Below are 20,612 nucleotides of genomic sequence, written 5' to 3' on the forward strand. Positions count from 1 at the left end.
TGATTTTAATTCATTTTACATATCTTGAAAGTCCTTTTAAATTCTAAAATAAAATGTATAAAAGCAGTCTCATCTTACTCGTTCTTGTCATGCTTTTACAGTCTTGTAAAAGCAAAAAGGAGATCCTATATTTTCAAGACGCCCAAAACTCCAATATAGAAAAAATTAACTATCAGGAAACTAAAATACAACCCAACGATATTTTAAGCATTATTGTGAGCACACCCCTACCGGAGGCAGCAATACCTTACAACAGCCAATCTTTGGGTGAGACTAATTTTAATATTGAAGCCTTGAAACTTCAAGGTTATTTAGTTTCAGAAGAACATACGATCAATTTTCCCATTTTAGGCTTGTTTTCAACAAAGGATAAAACCATTGATGCTTTGGGCTTGGAAGTGAAACAGCGTTTGGAAGACGGGGACCATTTAAAAGATGCTACCGTGAATGTACGTTTACTAAATGCCAAGATTACTATTCTTGGTGAAGTAAAATTGCCGGGAACCTTCACTTTTACAGAAAGAAGCATCACAGTGCCTCAAGCCTTGGGTTATGCGGGAGATTTAGCAATAACAGGAGAACGTAAGGACGTTCTGCTTATAAGAGAAGAAAATGGAAAACGGAGTATTACCCATATAGACCTCACAAAGACCGATTGGTTTGATACGCCCAATTATTATGTGAAACCAAATGATGTTATTGTTGTAAATCCTAATAATACCAAAGTTAAAAGTGCTGGCTTTATTGGTAATGCAGGCGTGGTATTAACTATTGCATCATTAGTTTTATCTTCAATTGTATTAATTTCAAGATAGTATGAAAGATCCCGGATATGTTTTAGACACTGATAATGAGAGTTCCATCGCATTAAAGGACAATTTATTAAAGTACTTAAGTAAATGGCCATGGTTTGTTATATCGGTTGTATTGTGTCTGTTTTTTGGCTATTTGTATGTCCGGTATGCTTCAATTGTTTATGCTTCAGAAGCAAAAATAAAAATTATTGATGATTCCAAGGAATTTGATATTGCTACCGATGCCTTATCCCTTTTAGGTGGCGGCTCGAAAATAAACCTAGACAATGAAATTGCCGTTATTAAATCCTATAGGTTATTAGACCAAGTTGTTTCGTCTCTAAATCTGGATATTGAATATTATGAATCGGGTACGTTAAAGCATCAACAAATTTTTGAAGCACCCTTTTTGGTTTCTAAATTGTTTCCTGAGAATAGTCTTGAAAAAACAATGGTTTATCATGTGTCTCTCACAGATAAAGACATGAAAATTACAGATTTGGAGGGCCAGGTTTTTACTATGGATTCCTCGGCTATTAGTTTTACCAAAGCAGATTTCCCAATTCAAATGACTAGAAACGCAAATGTTGATTTCGAATCTTCTAAAAACCGCGACTACTTTGTTCAAATCCATAATAAAAAAGAAACCGTCCTTAATTTAATTAAGACACTCACTGTAGAACCTATTACTACCGATAGCGATGTGCTTTCCATTGGGATGCACAGTGAAAGTCCTAAGCTGGCAGAGACCATTTTAAATGAGATTGTTACTACATTTAATGAAGATGGTATTATGGATAGGCAATTGGTCTCTAAACGAACCTTAGATTTTATAGATGACCGGTTTTTGTACCTTTCCGCGAGAGCTGGACTCTATTGAAGCAAATAAAAAAACCTACAAGCAAACCAACAACCTCTCTTACATTCAGGCCGATGCTGGAATGACCATCGAAAAACGCTCTGTTGCCGAAAGTGAAGTCTTTAGGATTGAAACCCAAATAGAACTGTCTAAGCTCTTAGAAAACAATTTGAAGAATCAAACCAGTTTTGGCTTACTACCGGCCGATATTGGTGTGGAGAATGCCAATATCAATAGCCTGGTGTTTCAATATAATCAAGTCGTTTTGGAACGGGAAAAATTAATTACGAGTGCAGGTTTAAGTAATCCAGCGGTTAAATTATTGTCCTCTCAATTAATTACAGCAAAATCCAATATATTAAATACGGTTAACAGTTATCAAAACCAGTTAAAGGTTTCCTTGAAACAACTAAAACAAAAAGAATATAGTGCCGATGCCCTGTTTTCTCAACTTCCGAGAGAAAGAAATGATGCTGAGGTCCATTGAACGCCAACAGGGGATAAAAGAAAATTTATTTTTATTGTTACTTCAAAAAAGGGAGGAGGCCGCCATTAATTTTGCGGTGACTGCACCCTCGATAAAAGTGGTCGATTATGGGCTTACTAGTATTAAACCCGTGTCTCCTAAAAAAATGATTGTTGCTTTAGGCGCGCTAATGTTAGGATTGGTTCTTCCTTTAGGATTCTTTTATATAAAATTTACTTTAGACACAAAAATTAAAGGGAAGGCAGATTTAGAAAAACTAGCTCCTGGCATTCCGGTTTTGGCAGAAATCCCCTCACTAAAGGATACCACCAGTTTTTTTAGTACCAATGAGCGCTCGGTTAAAGCCGAATCATTTCGAATTTTGGCCACAAACTTAAAATACTTGTTGTTTAAAAAGCAGGATGACGCAGGACATATCATTTTTATCGCTTCTGCCGTGAAAGGGGAGGGCAAAACTTTTGTGGCGCTTAACCTAGCGATGGCTTTTGCGGGTCTTAAGAAAAAAGTATTACTGGTGGGTGCCGATTTAAGAAATCCGCAGCTACATAATTATTTTAAAAATGATAAACAGGACATTGGTTTGTCAAACTTTCTTTATAATCCAGAAACGAATTGGAAAGATTGCATAAACCGGAATATCTCTGAAAACGTTTTTCTTGATATTTGTTTTAGTGGCCCTATCCCGCCAAATGCTGCAGAACTTATGGCCGGAGATAATTTAGAGAAATTCTTTGATTACGCTAAAACGGAGTATGACTATATTATCTTGGATACTGCACCAACAGTGCCCGTGGCAGACACCTTATTGATTTCTCGGTTTAACAGACATGACTGTCTTTATCACTCGTTCAGAATATACCGAAAAACGGCTTATTGAATTCTCTAAGGAACTGAGTAAAAGTCAAAAACTTAAAAACATGGCTTACGTGATTAACGATGTAGCGTTTAATAAACGTTCAGGTTATAACTATGGTTATGAATACGGTTATGACTAAAGCAGAAGTATCAATCGCAGGAATGGCAGGGGTAGCGATGCTTGTTTGGGATGCGATAGAGGATCCCAAAATCGTATTGTAGATAATTAGATCGGTTAGGAGATGGGCTTAATGTTTTTTTGCCTGTAGCTTGAGTAAATAGACGAAAATGAGTGCTCATGTAGAAAGTAACGCCACCACCAAAATTGGTGTTCAATCCACGGTCACCATCATAAAAGGTACTTCCTAGGCCCACATGAACATACCCTTCAAAAGAGGATCTGTATTTGTTTACCAGTAAATTTGTAATATAGTACTTAAAGGTTAAGTCTGTAGCCAGGAAATCTATGGGGTTGTCAAGGAGAATACCGTTTCGTGTCTTTCCCTTTTTGTAACGATTGAAATTTAGAGACCCTTCTAGTCCGAAATCATTTAAAAACCGTTTTTCAACCAAGAATTTAAAAGGATTGGAGAAGTGATAATTATCATTAAAACCAAAGGGCTTACTCAATTGCGTATTCGAGTCGTGAACGATTAAAACACCTAATCCTATTATCCAAGGGTTTTCAGTATCATCAAAGTTCTGCGCGCGTGAGTGAAAGGAGAACAATACGTTGAATATAAAGAGTAATACAATGGGTTTATAAGTGTCGTTAGCGACTATCATTTTTATAAAATGTTTAATGGCCTTTAATTTAGACGATTGTTCTTTTTATAAAGGTCGTGAAATCTAGAAAGATTCCTATATAAAATGATTAGCCTTCGACGTTGATTATTAACTATTTATCGAAAATTTAGAGTTGATTAAACAGGTTACACATGAATAATCTCATCTGCTTCTAAAATAGCATCACCACGTAACCTTAAAAATATCCGGGCGACAGCAATGGTGTCCTTTTCACAATATCTAATAATACGGTCAATATCTTGTTCTTCATAATACACACGATACACTTCACTACCTTCAATATCATCTTTAGGAGAAGGAATGCCTAAAACGTTAGTCATTAACTTTAAAGACGTGTAGGTTTTATAATCACCAAATTTCCACAATTCTAAAGTGTCTAAATGTGGGACTTCCCATGGTTTTTTACCAAACAGATTGAGTTTATAGGGGAGCTCAATATTATGAATAATCATGCGTCCGGCGATGTATGGGAAATCAAACTCCTTCCCATTGTGTGCGCAGAGTAAATGTTTAGCTTGACTAAAATGAGAAGTCAATAAATTTTTAAAGTCTTTTAGTAAATGGGGTTCTTCACCATAAAATGAGGTGGTACGAAACAACCGGGCATCGCCTTGCTTAGTGAAATAACCAACCGAAATACAAATAATCTTCCCGAACTCGGCCCGGATGCCAGCACGATCATAGAATTCTTCAGCATTAAATTCCTCTTTTCTTTGATAGCGCGACTTGGCTTCCCAAAGCTCTTGCTTCGTTTTATCTAATTCAGTAAAATGTTGTGTTTCAGGTACGGTTTCAATGTCTAAAAAGAGAATGTTTTCTAAGTTTAGTTTTGATATCATAACGTTAACTTCTTTTTTTCGAAATTTCGAAAAATCTTATAAATACTTAGTTTTTTGCCGCGTCCAACATTTTATAAGCCTCATCAATATAAAGGGAGATGTCGTCTGTAAAGCGACCAACACCGGCATCAGGCGATTTTTGGTGTCCTAAACGTACGATAATAATGTTGTCTTCAGGTTGTACAATGACATATTGCCCTAGGTGACCACGCATCATTTTGAAATCTTTGCCTTGGTGTGTTTTTAACCACCAGCCATAACCATACATTGGGCTAAATCGCGGTTTTAAGGATTTAGCTACAAAAGTAGAGTCTAAAACCTGTTCGCCGTTCCACTGGCCATGATCTTTATATAACTTTCCAAAGCGTGCAAAATCTTTAGCATTACTAGCAATACAACAATACGCCTTTACTAAATCGTGTTCGTCACTATCTACCTGCCATAGGGTTGGGTGTTCTGCTCCTAAGGGTTTCCAAAAACTCTCGGCTAAATAATCGTACATTTTTTTGCCTGTCGCTTTTTCAATCACCATCGCTAACATTTGTGTGTCTCCACTGGCATACTTAAAGGCTTTTCCGGGTTCTGTAACCACTTTTAAACCGTTCATGACTTTCGCCAAATCATCATCAAAATAAGCGCGAGTGGTAATCGATAATGGGGAATAATAAGCTTCATCCCAATTCGTACCTGAACTCATAGAAGACAAATCACCTACCGTCATTTTAGCGGCTAAGCCATCGCAAAAGGCAGGTAGGAAATCGCAAACAGGTTGTTCTAAACTTTCAATGTCACCATCCATTATTGCTTTGCCTAATAAACCAGAAACGTAGCTTTTTGCCATAGAGAACGAGTTTGATTTTGAGCGCTCATTATAATCATCATAATACTTTTCAAACCAAATACTGTCGTTCTTAATAATAACATAAGCGACCGTGCCCCAATCTTTATGCGCCTTATCTAAAGCGTCTGTTTCTGTAGCCGAATTGTAGTCCTTATGGTTTGGCCAAGGTTGTGGTGTTCCCGTGGCTATGGTTCTATTGTCAAACTTTTTATAATCGTCTAAAAAAGCAGTGGTGTAACCTCGCAGATAGATCGTGCGAACGGCTTTTATTAAATAGTCTGTATCTGTAATGTATAGGGTCGCTATTAATAATCCAAAAAGGATGACTAAAACGGTAAGCAACTTTTTTAGGAACGTCATGTTAAGATTTAGTTTAGAAGAATAAATATAAAGAATTATAATGACCCCTATTGAAGAATTAAAAAAAAATCTTATCTAGTTTTGCTGTTTGCTATTTCTCAACTTTAGTTTTTCTTTGTAAAACGTTTTCTCAGCAATATAGATGGTTTTAGAAAACTCAGCAATGACTTCAGCCTTTTCATTAATTAGTGACATCGTTTTAATGAGATCTACTTCGTGGTCTTTGGCTACTTTTTGTTTGATGTTTGTAATTTCTAGAGAAGAAAAGACAAACTCACCAAAAAGAACACCTTTTCCTGGCCGCTTATATTTCGCGGTAACTGCCTTATCCCATACCACATAATCGTTGCCTAAAATTTGAATGAGCTGTATCATGTAAATAGGGTCGGTGGCAGCTAACATGCTCCCGCCAAATAGAGAACCTGCATAGTTTCTGTTTTTCCAACTTAACTTCAATTGAATTTTAACATAGTGTAAATCGTCGCTCACTTCAATGAGTTTTGCAGTAGATCGTCGGTACATGGGAGACCAATTAAACCCATATTTATATATGGTTGACGCTTTTAAAAACCGTTTAAGAACGTTTGTAACTACTCTATACATTTAAAACAATACTTGTTGTTTGTAAGGACTTTCATGTTCCGAAGCCATTTTTTTCTATGCAATCCGCCAGCGTAACCCGTTAAGCTTCCGTCGCTACCAATAACGCGATGACAGGGCACAATAATCCACAACGGATTTTTACCATTAGCATTAGCAACCGCACGAATGGCTTTCACATCTCCTAATTGTTTTGAGAGTTCTAAATAGGACGTGGTTTTGCCAAACGGAATCGTTAGTAGTGCCTCCCAAACCCGTTCTTGAAACGGTGTCCCTTGTGGCTTAAGAGTTAAACTGAATTGTTCCCGAGAGCCTTGAAAATATTCGTTAAGCTGAAGCACACAATCTTCCGGAACTTCGGAATAACGTCTGAAGCCTTTTGATTAGAATTTAAAACTGAAACCGAAGCAATACCCGTTTCATCGCCCTCTATTTTGGTGATTCCTAAAGGCGAATGGATATAGCAGGTTTCCATTTACAAATTGTCTTTGCTGTTATCTATAATGCCCAGTTTCTTCGCTCTACTTTCCCAGTTCTTTCCGGCTTGTAATTGCAAATCACTCACATTATCACTTTCATCCATAATTTCAAGTCCAAGTAAAGTTTCAATAACATCTTCCATAGTTACTAAACCACTAACAGTACCATATTCATCAACTACTAATGCTAAGTGGTTTCTGCTATCAACTAATTTTTCAAAAAGTTTTGGGATAGGAAGTTCTCGATCTATAATGATGATATCACGTTTTAATTCAGAAAGTGGCTTTTGGCCATTACCTAACGCCATTTCTTTAAATACTTCATCTTTTAAAACAAGCCCTGTGATATTATCTTCCGTATCTGTGTAAATGGGTACTCCGGAAAACCTAAGGTTCATGTTTTTATTAAAAAATTCTTCAACCGTTGTCGTGTCTTTTACGGTTTTCATTACCGTTCTTGGGGTCATGACATCTTTTGCAAGCACCTCTTTAAATGTGAGTAAATTTTTAATTATTTTACTTTCATTATCAACAAAAACACCTTCTTCATGTGCCATATCGGCCATTACTAAAAAGCCTTCACGACTTAAAACGCTCCCGTGACCTTTTCCGCCAATGAGTCGTGTAGTTAATTGCATTAACCACAATAAACCTGTGTATTTTAATGGAAAAATTAATACTCTTAAGGCTTTCGTGGTAAAATTGGCCAGGCTTTTCCAGTAGGTCGCTCCAATAGTTTTTGGAATAATTTCTGAAGCGACTAAAATTAAAAGCGTCATCACAGCCGAAACGATAAAAACACCATAACTTTCGCCATCACCATACAACTGTTCTGCTTGTTTGCCAACTAAAATAGCACCAACGGTATGTGCGATGGTATTAAGCGTTAGAATTGCGATTAATGGACGGTCCACATCCTTTTTTAAACGTTCTAAAGCGACAGCATAATGTTTACCTTCTTTCTTCTTTATATTAAGAAAAGTAGGGGTCACCGTGAGTAACACAGCCTCCAAAATGGAGCATAAAAAAGAAAAGAATATCGAAATGATACCGTAAAGCAGGAGTAAAGTCATCAGTTTTTTATAGTTTGTTGCTAAGTTAAAAATTATTAATCACTATCTGTATAAGAAATAATATTAGAACTGTATTTATCGCTTAGATATCTATAAATTTAAGCCTGTGGTGCTTAGCCTTTAATATCTTTATTCGTGTTCATCTGGTTTGGATAGTTTCTAGACACGCGCTAAAAAAGGAGTAAAACGCTTGATGATTACGAAATGAGCTTTACTACATCTTTTGCAAAGTAACTAGCAATAACATCTGCACCAGCACGTTTTATAGCAGTCACTTGTTCCATCATCACCGCATCGTGATCTAACCAACCCTTTTCTGCTGCAGCCTTTAACATGGCATATTCCCCTGAGACTTGATACACCGCAACGGGCACATCCACAGCGTTTTTAATTTCACGAACAATGTCTAAATAGCACAAGCCTGGTTTTACCATGACGAGATCTGCTCCTTCGTCTATATCCATTTCGGTTTCTTTTAGGGCTTCAAAGCGATTAGCATAATCCATCTGGTAGGTTTTTTTATCTTTTGGCACCTCTTTAATATCGGCAGGAGCAGAGTCTAGCGCATCACGAAAAGGACCGTAAAAGGAAGAGGCGTATTTAGCAGAATAACTCATAATTCCTGTGTCTGTAAACCCTTCATCTTCTAGCGTTTCACGAATAGCAAGAATGCGACCGTCCATCATATCGCTAGGTGCAACAAAATTGGCACCAGCCTGTGCATGTGATAAACTCATTTCTGCTAACACATCCACAGTATTATCGTTTACTATTTTTCCATTCTCAATAATGCCATCATGACCATAAGAGGAGTATGGGTCTAGTGCAACATCTGTCATCACTAGCATATCGGGACACACATTTTTTACGGTTTTTATAGCGCGTTGCATGAGCCCATTTGGGTTTAAAGCTTCCGTGCCTTTATTATCTTTTAAATTATCGGGTACTTTTACAAAAAGCAATACCGATTTTAAACCCAGATTCCGAGAGGGCTTTAATTTCGGCTTCTAACAAATCTAAACTGAAACGATAGTAATTTGGCATGGAAGCAATTTCATCTTTAATGCCTTTGCCTTCTACAATAAACAAGGGGACTAAAAAATCATTTGGAGAAATAATGGTTTCTCGAACCAAACTTCTAATCACTTCATTAGTTCTTAATCTTCGGTTTCTTCTTATGGGATACATAGTGTAAATATTCAGTTAGCAGTTTTTAGACTGCTGTTGTTTTTTTATTTCTAGAGTGGCACTAATGCTGTTGTTTGTTTAATCTTGAGCAAACCCGACGTAGTACCATGCATGGTTTTCTTTAACAAAAGCCGATTTTTCATGAATAACATCCATTTCGCCTTGGTCATAAAAGTAAGCATTAAACGTGACGGTTCCATGGGTGTCTTTTTGCTGCCCTTTAGAGGTTTCTATTATTTCTAGCTTGAGCCACTGTACAGATTTGGCCCATTTTACAATAGCTTTTTTATTGTTTATGGGACGTGTTGAGGCATGATGCGTACGCATTAAATATGCACCATCGGCCAATACGAACGCGCTATATCTAGAGCGCATGAGTTGCTCGGCAGTAATGGCTTGCTTACTGTCTTTATGTGCTATTTCACAGCAATCACTATAGTTCTTTAAACTTCCGCAGTAACAATTCATGCTGTGATATTATACCCAATCTTTAGGGTTTTGTAATACATTAATTAGTTTTTCTTCTTCACTTCCAACCTCCGGATGGTGGTCGTAAACCCATTGCACATGTGGCGGTAAACTCATCAAAATGCTTTCTATACGCCCGTTTGTTTTTAGCCCGAACAACGTGCCTTTATCATGGACTAAATTAAATTCTACATAACGCCCACGACGAATTTCCTGCCACGTACGTTGGGCTTCGGTATAGGGTAACGCTTTTCTTTTCTCCATTATGGGAAGATAGGCTTCAACAAAACTATTCCCCACTTCGGTTACAAAATCATACCAGTGTTCCATACTCATCTCCTTGGACGCCTTACAGTAATCGAAAAACAGTCCACCAACACCGCGACCTTCATTTCTATGCGCGTTGTAAAAATAGTCGTCACAACGTGCTTTGTATTTTGGATAGAATTCGGATGGTGTTTATCGCAAGCAGTTTTGCAGGTTTGATGAAAGTGTTTTGCGTCTTCGGCAAACAAATAATAGGGGGTTAAATCCTGTCCGCCACCAAACCATTGGTCTACAATACGTCCCTCTTTATCATACATTTCAAAATAACGCCAATTGGCATGAACTGTGGGAATCATTGGACTCTTAGGATGAATGACCAGGCTTAATCCACAAGCAAAAAAGTCGGCATCTTTAACATCAAAGTACTGTTGCATGCTATCCGGGAGTTTTCCGTGTACACCGGAAATATTGACCCCTCCTTTTTCGATGAGGTTTCCGTTTTCAATGACGCGCGTTCTTCCGCCACCACCTTCAGGGCGCTCCCAAACATCTTCTTTAAATAAGGCTTTACCATCAATGGTTTCAAAAGCAGAAGTGATCGTGTCTTGTAATTCGTGTATGTATTTGAAGAATTTATCTTTCATGGTAATGCTACTCTCTTTGTTTTTTTAGACCTGTTTGTTTTTTTAAACCTTACCGGATCGGTATCATGTCACTTTCAGGATACATTTCGATTGCATTCAGGTTTAGAATGTATTGTCCTACTGGAGGGCATTCGTTGTTTTTATGTTATTTCATTTTACAATTTACAGTTCCGATGCACTGTCTTAAGGTAAAAAGTAGCTAAAACGGCTCTTGGTTTAATGTGACTTCTTTGGATGTCAAGAGCGCTTCATTTTTTAAAATTTCAACTGTTTTTAAGGAAGCCGCAGTTACACTAAGGGGTAACACGAGGATGATCCCTATAACCGGGATAAATAAAAATAGCATAAACACGATCCCGTTTCCCATGGCTACCCCACGATATTTTTTAACAAACCGAATGCTTTCTCTATATTTAAAATGACGTTCTAGGGTGTAATCCATATTTCCAAAGCCGGCATAATACGCTTGGACTAAAAACAATAATATTGTGGAAACGATATTAACACCAGGAATGAATTTTAATAACAAAAGAGGGATTGAAAACAAAAGTTCTTTGGCTAGGTTTCTAAGGTTTATTCGAATCCCGCGCCGAGCTGCTCCTTAAAGGAGGTGTTTCTGTGTTGGTGCTTTTGAACACCCATTAAATGTGCTTCTATCTTTTCAGAAACCGGACTCATAAATGGCGCAGACAAGGCCATAATAATGTGTTTGTATAGAATGAGGCCAATGGCTAAAATAGAAATAGCACCAATAATGCTGGAGATAGAGGTGAATGTGGTTTTCCCCCAATCCCAAATCCAAATTTTAGCGATGAACCTTCCAATATTATCAGACAGGCCATAAGCAGCAACACCAATAATGGTAGCCGTTATTATGCTAATCATTATTGGTACTAAAAAGTAGGGCCAAAGTTTCAGCCTTGAAATTAAGGCAAAGCTTCCCGTGTAGGCTGTAATACCTTTTAAAATGTTTTTGATCATATTCCTATCCTTAATCCTTTCCAAGGGAAAGGAAACTCATATGTTTAACTTTCTTAATCGTACCGTGTCTTCTTTTTTTAGAAGATTACGAAGGACTTTTATACTCTTTTACAGCATCAATAAAGGCTTTGGCATGGTCTAAAGGAATGTTGGGCAAAATACCATGACCTAAATTTACAATGTATTTGTCTTTTCCAAATTCATTAATCATTTGGTGTACCATTTTCTTGATTTCTGAAGGCGGAGAAAATAATCGAGTAGGATCAAAATTCCCTTGTAGAGTAATATTGCCACCAGTTAAATATCTTGCATTACGTGCAGAACAAGTCCAATCGACACCTAAAGCAGCGGCACCAGATTTCGCCATGTCGTTCAATGCAAACCAGCACCCTTTTCCAAAAGCGATAACAGGCGTTTCATCCTTTAATGCATTTATAATTTGCTGAATGTATTGCCAAGAAAATTCTTGGTAATCTACTGGAGAGAGCATGCCTCCCCAAGAATCGAAAACTTGAACGGCGTTAACACCCGCTTTTACTTTTTCTTTTAAGTAAGCAATAGTCGTATCTGTGATTTTTTGTAATAATTGGTGTGCAGCCACTGGATTTGTAAAGCAAAACTCTTTGGCCTTATCAAAATTTTTGCTCCCTTGACCTTGTACGCAATAGCAAAGAATGGTCCATGGTGAGCCTGCGAAACCAATTAAGGGCACTTCATCATTTAGTTTTTCTTTGGTTGCTTTTATGGCGTCGTAAACGTAGCTCAGCGCTTCCTTAACATCCGGAACGATTACATTATCCACATCTTTTTGAGAACGTATAGGATTTGGTAAATACGGCCCAAAGTTTGGTTTCATTTGTACCTCAATATTCATAGCTTGAGGAATTACTAATATGTCTGAAAACAAGATGGCAGCATCCATACCATAACGGCGAATGGGTTGTACTGTAATTTCACTTGCTAATTCGGCGTTTGACAACGGGTGAAGAAATCATACTTTGCCTTTATTTCCATAAACTACGGCAAGTAACGTCCTGCTTGGCGCATCATCCAAACAGGTGGACGATCAACGGTTTCTCCTTTTAATGCTCTTAAAAATAAATCGTTTTTTATCATTGCTAGCTTTTGACTTTTAGCTTTTAACTTTTGGCGGCTTACCTTTTTTGTAAGTTTCAGCTGTTCTATACTATTAAAAACTAACATAGTTTATACTATAGTATGAATAGTGGTCACTATGTTAGTTATTGCAGAGAGTAAGGGATTCGAACCCTTGGTACCTTTGCAGGTACACTACCTTTCCAAGGTAGCACGATCGGCCGCTCTGTCAACTCTCTTTTTTATTTATTATATTTTTTTCAACCCAGTCATTAGTTTTAAATGGTAAGGACTAAACATAATGTTCATTCACTAACTCAATCACACTCTCAACGGTTGGGACTTTGGCAATTCTTATATCTTTAAAATGTTTACTCGCTTCTTTTGCAGTAGTTTCACCTATACAAAAAGCAATCATGCCTTCTTCGACAGTATTTTCTTGTTTAAAGCTTTGTACTGTAGATGGGCTATAAAACATAACGCCTTCTACACTATCATCGACCTTCAAACTATCCATTTTTGTTTGATACGCCTCAATTTCGTTCACCTTAATGTTGTTTTCTTCTAATATGCTTGGTAATTCGTCTAATCTTAAATCACTACAAAAATAAGTCACTTCACTGCCTTCCATAAACTCGACCAAGTATTCGGAAAGCTTTTTAGCATTGTTTTCGCTATGTGTGACTTTTCCAATTCTATTTTCGATAGTACGCTTAGTACGACGACCAACACAATAAATGTTTTTGAAAGATAACTCTATAGCAGAGAAGTTAGTAAGCAAAGCTTCTACAGCATTTTGACTGGTAATCACCACATTCTCTATTTCCTGTTTAAAGAATCTTGGCGCGATACGATTCAAACTAATTTTGATAAAATCGCTACTTTCTGCAACAACTTTTTCGTGAAAGAGTTGTTTTTGAGCTTCTGTAAATGATTTTGTAGAATAAATATTGGTAGGCTTACTTGATTTTTTAAGGTCGTCCATTAAGCGTTTACCTCCTTTATCAATCACATAATTGGCGCACCACTCTGCGAGATCAAAATGTTCACCAACTTTCTTTACGCGAGACACTGTGATTTTTTTACTACCATCATTACTTAAAAGTACGGCTTCAAAGTGAACTTCCTCATCTTTTATAAACGCTAGAGCGCCTATTGGTGCAGTACACCCGCCTTCTAACCGGTTTAAGAATTCGCGTTCTATTTGCGTGCAAATTTCTGTTTCTTCGTGATTAATTTCAGAGAGAATGGTTCTGGTTTCTTCATCTGCCTCTAAAGCGGCAATCATGATTGCGCCTTGTGCCGGAGCAGGAACCATCCACTCTAAATTTACAGCTTCTTCAGGTCTTAGTTCTAGTCGGCCAATGCCTGCTGCCGCGAAAATGGCACCATTCCAATGTGCGGTATCCTCTAGTTTTTGAAGTCTTGTATTCACGTTGCCACGAATCTCTTCAATGGTATGTGTGGGGTAGCGGTTTAACCATTGTGCACGGCGACGTAAACTCCCCGTAGCAATTACTGCTTCTCTATAGCCTAAAAATTCCTCGGTGCCTTTGTAAACCAAAGTATCCCGAACGTTGCCACGTTTTAACACCGCTGCTTGTACAATGCCCTTTGGTAATTTAGTAGGCACATCTTTTAACGAATGTACGGCAATATCAATGTCTCCATTGAGCATTGCGATGTCTAAAGTACGTGTAAAAATACCAGTAATTCCAAGTTCGTATAAGGGCTTATCGAGCACTAAATCACCTGTAGACTTTACAGGGACCAAAACGGTTTGGTGTCCTAAAAATTCCAATTGTTGTTTTACAGCATTGGCTTGATAGAGCGCTAATGCACTATCACGCGTACCAATTCTTATTATTTTAGACATGCTTTGTTGGTTCTAGCTGAAATACTTTTTGGATAAGTTCCGGACTTTCGTTCGTTGAAAACGCATCATCTTTTAAATGATGAGCGAAATGGTTTGTTATTTTTTGAATGAGTTTATTGCTAATCAATTCTGCCTGTTCTTCATTAAAACCAGCTATTTTTTTGCGTTGCGTATCCAATTCTGCATTTTTGAAATCTTGCAGTTTGCTTTTTAATGCTTTTATGGTTGGCGCAAATTTTCCGGTTTCTAACCAGCTATTAAACTCGGTTTTAACCTCGTCAATAATGCTTTCAGCTAATGGAATGTGCTGTTTTCTGTTTTCTAAAGTTTCATCAGTTATCTGTGATAAATCGTCTAAGTGAATCAAGGTGACATTACTTAACTCCGTAACGTTATCATTAACGTTCTTCGGAATGGATAAATCTAAAATGAGCAACTCTTTTTTAGTCTGTATAATATGCTTGTCAATCGTAGGATTTTGCGCACCGGTAGCTACAATCAAGATGTCTGAAGCGTTAATCTCTTCCTGAAGATTGGCGTAATCTTTAACGATGAGGTTAAATTTACCAGCAATAGCTTCCGCTTTGCCTTTGGTTCTGTTAATTAAAGTGATGTGTTCGTTTTTGGTGTGCTTCACCAAATTCTCACAAGTATTTCTTCCTATTTTCCCTGTGCCGAAGAGGAGTATGCTTTTTTCTGAAACATTTTCAAAACGCTTCATAATATATTGTACCGAAGCAAAAGACACCGAGGTGGCCCCCGACGAAATGTTGGTTTCTGTTTTAATTCGTTTGCTGGCTTGAATCACCGCATTTATTAAGCGCTCAATGAAAGGATTCAATAACCCCTGTTTTTTTGAAATACGCGCACTGGTTTTTAGCTGACTAATAATTTCAAAATCACCTAGAATTTGACTATCTAAACCCGAGCCCACGCGAAACATGTGTGAAATAGCCTCCTTGTTTTTATAGACATAGGCGACTTTTTGAAACTCTTCAACCGTGCCATTGGTATTCTCACAAAGGAGTTGAATGAGTTGAAAGGGATGTTCAGCGAAACCAAAAATTTCAGTTCTATTACAAGTAGAGGTTACTATAATGCTTTCAATGCCGTTTGTTTTAGCTTGATTGAGTAAATTTATTTTTGAATCTTCAGTCAAACTAAAATGACCACGAATCTCGGCATCGGCTTTTTTATAACTTAAGCCAATAGCGTAGAAAGATGTATTTCGAGAAATATGATATTGTTGCATTAAGAGATTTAAAATCTATCAGGAAGCAAAAATACTGCGGGACCTTCTCAAAAAGTAACGCTCAAAGAACTATTAATATCGTTTGTGGTTTTTTAACTTTGTTTTTGGCTAAACAATGATAAATATCATATTTTTGTATTGGTTACAGCGTTCTTCGCGTTAGTAGTTTAGAACAAATCTAAATAAGGTCATGAACAATTCAGAAAGCAAAAGTATAGAAAATAACGCTAAAGGGTTTTTTATAGAAACCAGAGTCGATGACGGTGTTTTTATTTTAACGCATCAAAATGATTCAAACAGCATAAAAGTAATTGAACGTGAGATAGATAGCAGTTATATTCAGTTTCACTTTTGTTTAAAAGGGGAGAGTGCTTTTAATTTTAATAATGGTAATTATTCATTACAGGTCCCTGAAGAAACGTCCTTGCTTTTGTACAATCCGCAACGTGATTTACCCATTCATTTAGAGGTTAACCCAAAATCTTGGTTGGTTTCTGTGATTATTTCTATTAAAAAATTTCATGGGTTGTTTTCTCAAGAAGCCGATTACATCACGTTTTTAAGTGCAGACAACAAAGATAAAAAGTATTACAAAGATGGAAAAATCTCCCCATCTATGGCTATTGCACTAAATCAATTGGTGAACTATAATTTGAATCAATCCATCAAAAATATTTATTTTAAAGCCAAAGCCTATGAGGTTTTAAGCCTGTATTTTCATAGGAGTGAAGAGACCGATGTGGAACAGTGCCCTTTTTTGGTCGATGAATCTAATGTTTTAAAAATTAGAAAAGCAAAAGATATTGTTATTTCCCGTATGGCAGAACCGCCAAGTTTACAGGCGCTAGCAGATGAGATTGGCCTCACTTTAAAGAAACTTAAAGAAGGTTTTAAACAAGTTTATGGCGATTCGGTGTATAGTTTTTTGTTTGATTATAAAATGGAAGTGGCGCGAAAATTACTGGAAACGGGAAGCCATAATGTTAATGAAGTAGGGTTGCGAGTAGGCTACAGTACCTCCAGTCATTTTATAGCGGCTTTTAAGAAGAAGTACGGTACAACTCCTAAAAAGTATATAACCTCATTGACCAGTAGTTAATGGATAGCGACTTCTTCTGCTTAGTGGTCGGTTGTAATTCTTTTTTATAATAAAACTCTAGAATTAATTTTTCACGGAGACGGCAATATTTTAATGCCACGAATAGAGGTGTATGGCTATGCCATTCAATGGATTAAATAGCGGTTAGACGACTACTGTTTTTCATGGATTCGTTTTCCGGTTTTGTATTTAATACGTTCTAGAGCTTCTTTTATTAACGCCTCTTCTTTATCCCTTTCATTCACGTAATTGCCGTTATAACCCGATTTATAAAACACATCTGTTACCAATGCTCCTGTTTTTTCCGGTTCTAAAAAAGCAGCATAATACAATTTTTTAGAGCTGTCATAATCATTCTCTTGATGTAGCATGTAGAAGTACATGCTTCCCTTTTTACCTGCGTCGGTTTCAAACGGTTTTTTTGCTAAAAAGGCAATAGAGTCTCTTCCTTTTTCTATAGTTACGTTAGAAAACAGATACGATTTGGCATACATATCTTGAGAAATGGTTCTTGTTAAATACGGTTCGTTTAATTGTTGTTTGTATAACTTCTGTACTAAAAGTGCTTGATTTTTATAGTCGTTGAGTGTTTTTTCTTCAAGTTGAGGTGGAATGGGTTCCTTTGCTTTTTCCAGTAACACGTAATATGTGGTTAGAGCTGCGGCATTATCACTATCCAGTAATTTTTCGAAGAACGGTTTTGCATAATGGTCCTTTCTAAAAGGGAAAATAAGTTTTACATAGCTATACAAGGCACTCGATTTAGCGCTGTAGCTAGACTCGCTTAAACTGCGTTTTATCTCCATTTTACCATCATTTATAATGGCTTTTTTAATTGCCTTATAGTTTTTAGGCTTTATGTAACCACTGTCCTGAAGCATGGCGAGTAAGTGATAAATGGGTTCTTTATATTCTTGAATAGCGCTATACTCTAACAATTCGGGAACAGTTCTTTTTTAAGCGCTAAGGAGTCTTTATAGGTATGAAATAAGGAACGAACACTGTATTTTTCTAGAGGGAGATCCTTTCTTAACAGAGATAAAAAATTGGTAATAGCAGTTGATTCTTTTTTGTTTAATAACGCCTTTAAAATGGTAGCTTGTATTCGGGATTGGAATACGAATCTAGATACAGTTGCTTCAAAAATGGGTAAACCGTTTCATCGTCATCTATAGCGATAAGTTCACGAATGAAATGGAGTTTTATCTTTTGTTTGTTTTCTCGGAAATTCAAAATTTTGAATAAAATCAATAAGTTTATAGGTGTGTGTTTTATTGAATTTAATTAGGTTGTAGGCGTCCATAACAATGCTATCATCTCTTTTTAATGCTCCAAAAAAACGGGTGGTTTTATCATTTAAAATGGACGTGCCCATCAACGTGTCCACAGGTTTGAATGTATTATAAAAATTGGTAACAAATGTTGATGGTTTAGCTACCGTATCAGACAACGATTTGATTGTAAAAAGCACCCCTTTTTTTTGAATGTGTTTTACACGAATAGCTTTTGCACTTAATGAATCCGTTAGGGTGTAACTAAAAGTATAGCCGTCATGCGCTTTCGTTTTCTTTTGGTTCGTCAACTTTAAGCGTTGCATTTGATGCTCATGGACATAAGGTGATTTTGAAGGCTCTATTTCTTCCCATAAACTATCTATGCTTTTATACATTTGAAGGTCATGAAACTTCATGCGTGTTACAAAAATTTGCTCATTAGCTTTAGAATAGTAACTCGTCTGTTTTGATTCCGCATCATAGTGCTTTTTCTTTTGTTGTTCATAGCCATAGGAAGCGGAAAACAGGGGTTTCGTATTCGTTAAAACCGAAAAATGTAATGACGTGTCTACCGTGGTTTCAAAAGTAGTATAATTAATGCTGTTGAATTGGAAAGATCTAAAATAAGTATCCGCTTTTGTTTTATCTGCTCCAATATAACCTAGCAAATAATAGCTACCATCTTTTACAATAGATTTTAAATGTATGCTTTTTGAAGGGGTCGCTTCCAACTGTGCATGAGATTCGTAGCTCTTATAATTGCTATTGTTGAAGGCACCCGAAATGCCTGTTTCTATTTTTAAATTTTTATAGACATTGTCAATAATATATTTGGCTTCAAAAGCGTCTTCTTCAATGTAAGAGATGTCTTGACTGACTGCTTCACTCAAAAAGTAATAATCATCACCCGCGACACCTTGAATGTGTTTATTTCCTGCATTCAGCATATTATCCTGTGTATTGAAACTTGGAAACGCCACGCTATACTTTCCATAAGACGAATTGAAAGTTGCAATGCGATCTGTAGTTGTTTTAAACTCAATAGAACTAAAAACAGCTTTTTCTTGATCTAAAACATAGTTTTTAGGGCCGCCAAATTTGATGACTATAACCTCTAAAGGTGTTTTGTAAATATGGTATTTTTGATAGTCACCTTTTTTCGTTTTATTGAGTACGCTCAAACCAGGGAAGGGGCTTGATATTTTTTCTTTACTAATAATATCTCCAGGAATATCTTCAAATAAAAAATGCTCTAAACGCTCTAAGGAAATTGCTTTTTCGTTCGGCAAATAATCATATAAATTAAAGCGGTTAATAGTCAAGTAGGCACCATTGGTCATGTTCGGGGAGACTGTGAATTTTTGTCCGTTGTAGTAAAATTCACGTAACGGGGTAAAACTTTTTAGTGATATAAAACCATCAGCTGTAGTATGGGTTTCCATAACTGGAGCCGCTATAAAATCTTCAATGTTTTGTTTTGCTTTTTGTCCGTTTTGGGTTTGGTTTGATGTTAATGGTTTTACCGTATACCCTTTTTCTCTTAACGCATTGAGCATGCCCTGTTTTCCTGGTAAATGTGCTGCGCCAACACCAGCAAATACGGATTGTTTTCGAATCAAGGTGTCCGAGAACGGTAACCATGTTGGCGTTACGTTTGTAAAGCATATACTCTCTAAAAAAATCAGTATTTGATGCTTCACCAATAGAATCTAATAAAGCAAGGTTTCGCTCTCGATAGGTGTTTTCTTGCAAAAGAGAGGGGCTTTCCTTGGCGTAAATTTCAGTTAGCCAGGGATCCATTTTTTTCTTGTAGGCATTGGCACTAGCCATTGTAGTAAGGTATTCGGCAACGTCTAGATCCTCGAGACTTATAATAGGTTTATTTTTCTTTTTACCAGCTTGGTAAATAAACATATCTAAATAGGTTTCTTCCTCAAAGTTATCGGACTGGGAATTTTTTCTATACAAATAACCATTAATAATGCGATTGTCTTGGCGTATGGCGCTTCGAATCATTAACTCTTCAGGCGGTTCAAAATTGAATAATGTAGTATAAAATCCTTTGTCATACTCTGTAGAAGTATTTTGAGGGTACACCATGGCATTATCATAACTGTGGTCCAACCAAGTCGAAGGGTCACTTTCTAAAGCAATACTTTCGCTCTTTTCTAAGGCCTCAAAAAAAACATCATCTAAACGGAAGGCCACTTTTTTACTCACGTGCATGGTGCCATAGATGTATGAGGGTTTGCTTAACCCATTCCCCGAAATCTCCCAAAGCAAACTCTGTTCTTGCTCTTGCGAATGGCCTAATAAACAAAAGAGGGGTATGGTGTATAAGAGTAATTTTTGCATTATTGGGGTATTGTATATCACAGTAAATATATTCAATTCACCTATACTTTCCATTTAATATAAGATTTTAACGCGCTTAGGTTGCATTACAAATTCATTTGATTATCGATATTATCGAT

Annotated in this window: 15 protein-coding genes, 1 tRNA gene and 6 pseudogenes; 5 read left to right on the plus strand and 17 right to left on the minus strand. The window is 36.8% G+C overall.

From position 1 onward, the window contains the following. Positions 1-53: 53 nt before the first annotated feature. Genes N7U66_RS13470 through N7U66_RS13485 form a run of 4 tightly spaced genes read left to right on the plus strand, consistent with a single transcriptional unit; the run spans position 54 to position 3,017 of the window. Positions 54-815, plus strand: coding sequence for a polysaccharide biosynthesis/export family protein (locus tag N7U66_RS13470; RefSeq protein ID WP_267675774.1), 762 nt, complete (start codon positions 54-56; stop codon positions 813-815). Position 816: 1 nt separating this feature from the next. Further along, on the plus strand, positions 817-1,674 hold the full coding sequence (locus N7U66_RS13475; RefSeq protein ID WP_267675775.1) for a GumC domain-containing protein: 858 nt from the start codon (positions 817-819) through the stop codon (positions 1,672-1,674). Continuing rightward, positions 1,631-2,140 (plus strand): GumC domain-containing protein, encoded by a 510-nt coding sequence (locus N7U66_RS13480; RefSeq protein WP_267675776.1) that lies wholly within the window; start codon positions 1,631-1,633, stop codon positions 2,138-2,140. The genes N7U66_RS13475 and N7U66_RS13480 overlap by 44 nt, the downstream gene beginning before the upstream one ends. Next, positions 2,088-3,017 carry a polysaccharide biosynthesis tyrosine autokinase gene (locus N7U66_RS13485; RefSeq protein ID WP_267675777.1) on the plus strand — a complete coding sequence of 310 codons (930 nt, stop codon included), beginning with the start codon at positions 2,088-2,090 and terminating at the stop codon, positions 3,015-3,017. Before N7U66_RS13480 ends, N7U66_RS13485 begins: the two co-directional genes overlap by 53 nt. Before the next feature lie 128 nt (positions 3,018-3,145). On the opposite strand, the gene N7U66_RS13490 is transcribed toward N7U66_RS13485, so the two are convergent. The 14 genes and pseudogenes from N7U66_RS13490 to hemA form a co-directional block, all read right to left on the minus strand. Then, positions 3,146-3,781 (minus strand): hypothetical protein, encoded by a 636-nt coding sequence (locus N7U66_RS13490; RefSeq protein ID WP_267675778.1) that lies wholly within the window; start codon positions 3,779-3,781, stop codon positions 3,146-3,148. Positions 3,782-3,927: 146 nt separating this feature from the next. Continuing rightward, positions 3,928-4,641, minus strand: coding sequence for a 3'-5' exonuclease (locus N7U66_RS13495; RefSeq protein ID WP_267675779.1), 714 nt, complete (start codon positions 4,639-4,641; stop codon positions 3,928-3,930). Between the two features lie 46 nt (positions 4,642-4,687). Further along, the gene (locus N7U66_RS13500; RefSeq protein ID WP_267675780.1) at positions 4,688-5,842 is read right to left on the minus strand and encodes a serine hydrolase domain-containing protein; all 1,155 of its coding nucleotides are present in this window, start codon (positions 5,840-5,842) and stop codon (positions 4,688-4,690) included. 75 nt (positions 5,843-5,917) lie between these two features. Further along, positions 5,918-6,445 (minus strand): DUF4442 domain-containing protein, encoded by a 528-nt coding sequence (locus N7U66_RS13505; protein ID WP_267675781.1) that lies wholly within the window; start codon positions 6,443-6,445, stop codon positions 5,918-5,920. Continuing rightward, positions 6,446-6,917 (minus strand): annotated as a pseudogene (locus N7U66_RS13510) (methylated-DNA--[protein]-cysteine S-methyltransferase). It abuts the gene before it with no gap. Next, positions 6,918-7,994, minus strand: a complete 1,077-nt coding sequence (locus N7U66_RS13515) for a CNNM domain-containing protein (RefSeq protein WP_267675782.1) — start codon at positions 7,992-7,994, stop codon at positions 6,918-6,920. 197 nt (positions 7,995-8,191) lie between these two features. Continuing rightward, positions 8,192-9,182: pseudogene (hemB, locus tag N7U66_RS13520) on the minus strand (porphobilinogen synthase). A 78-nt stretch (positions 9,183-9,260) separates the two neighbouring features. Next, positions 9,261-9,650, minus strand: coding sequence for a YchJ family protein (locus tag N7U66_RS13525; RefSeq protein ID WP_267675783.1), 390 nt, complete (start codon positions 9,648-9,650; stop codon positions 9,261-9,263). Between the two features lie 9 nt (positions 9,651-9,659). Continuing rightward, a pseudogene (gene hemF, locus N7U66_RS13530) lies at positions 9,660-10,561 on the minus strand (oxygen-dependent coproporphyrinogen oxidase). 199 nt (positions 10,562-10,760) lie between these two features. Beyond that, positions 10,761-11,542 (minus strand): annotated as a pseudogene (locus tag N7U66_RS13535) (EI24 domain-containing protein). An 85-nt stretch (positions 11,543-11,627) separates the two neighbouring features. Continuing rightward, a pseudogene (hemE, locus tag N7U66_RS13540) lies at positions 11,628-12,658 on the minus strand (uroporphyrinogen decarboxylase). Positions 12,659-12,789: 131 nt separating this feature from the next. After that, positions 12,790-12,876, minus strand: a tRNA-Ser gene (locus N7U66_RS13545). Between the two features lie 53 nt (positions 12,877-12,929). Beyond that, complete coding sequence (gene hemC / locus N7U66_RS13550) at positions 12,930-14,513, minus strand: hydroxymethylbilane synthase (RefSeq protein WP_267675784.1); 1,584 nt, start codon at positions 14,511-14,513, stop codon at positions 12,930-12,932. Then, the gene (gene hemA, locus N7U66_RS13555) at positions 14,506-15,765 is read right to left on the minus strand and encodes a glutamyl-tRNA reductase (protein WP_267675785.1); all 1,260 of its coding nucleotides are present in this window, start codon (positions 15,763-15,765) and stop codon (positions 14,506-14,508) included. Before hemA ends, hemC begins: the two co-directional genes overlap by 8 nt. A gap of 190 nt (positions 15,766-15,955) precedes the next feature. Between hemA and N7U66_RS13560 the strand changes: the two genes are divergently transcribed. Continuing rightward, positions 15,956-16,864 carry a helix-turn-helix transcriptional regulator gene (locus tag N7U66_RS13560; RefSeq protein ID WP_267675786.1) on the plus strand — a complete coding sequence of 303 codons (909 nt, stop codon included), beginning with the start codon at positions 15,956-15,958 and terminating at the stop codon, positions 16,862-16,864. Between the two features lie 152 nt (positions 16,865-17,016). On the opposite strand, the gene N7U66_RS13565 is transcribed toward N7U66_RS13560, so the two are convergent. From N7U66_RS13565 to N7U66_RS22615, 3 genes and pseudogenes are all read right to left on the minus strand, one after another. Continuing rightward, entirely contained in the window at positions 17,017-17,802 is a 786-nt protein-coding gene (locus tag N7U66_RS13565) for a hypothetical protein (RefSeq protein WP_267675787.1), read from the minus strand. A 245-nt stretch (positions 17,803-18,047) separates the two neighbouring features. Next, complete coding sequence (locus N7U66_RS13570) at positions 18,048-19,757, minus strand: TraB/GumN family protein (RefSeq protein WP_267675788.1); 1,710 nt, start codon at positions 19,755-19,757, stop codon at positions 18,048-18,050. Positions 19,758-19,776: 19 nt separating this feature from the next. Then, positions 19,777-20,547 (minus strand): annotated as a pseudogene (locus N7U66_RS22615) (TraB/GumN family protein); the annotation flags it as partial. Between the last annotated feature and the right edge of the window lie 65 nt (positions 20,548-20,612).

The sequence above is a fragment of the Lacinutrix neustonica genome, assembly GCF_026625145.1.
GTDB classification, from domain to species: Bacteria; Bacteroidota; Bacteroidia; order Flavobacteriales; family Flavobacteriaceae; genus Lacinutrix; species Lacinutrix neustonica.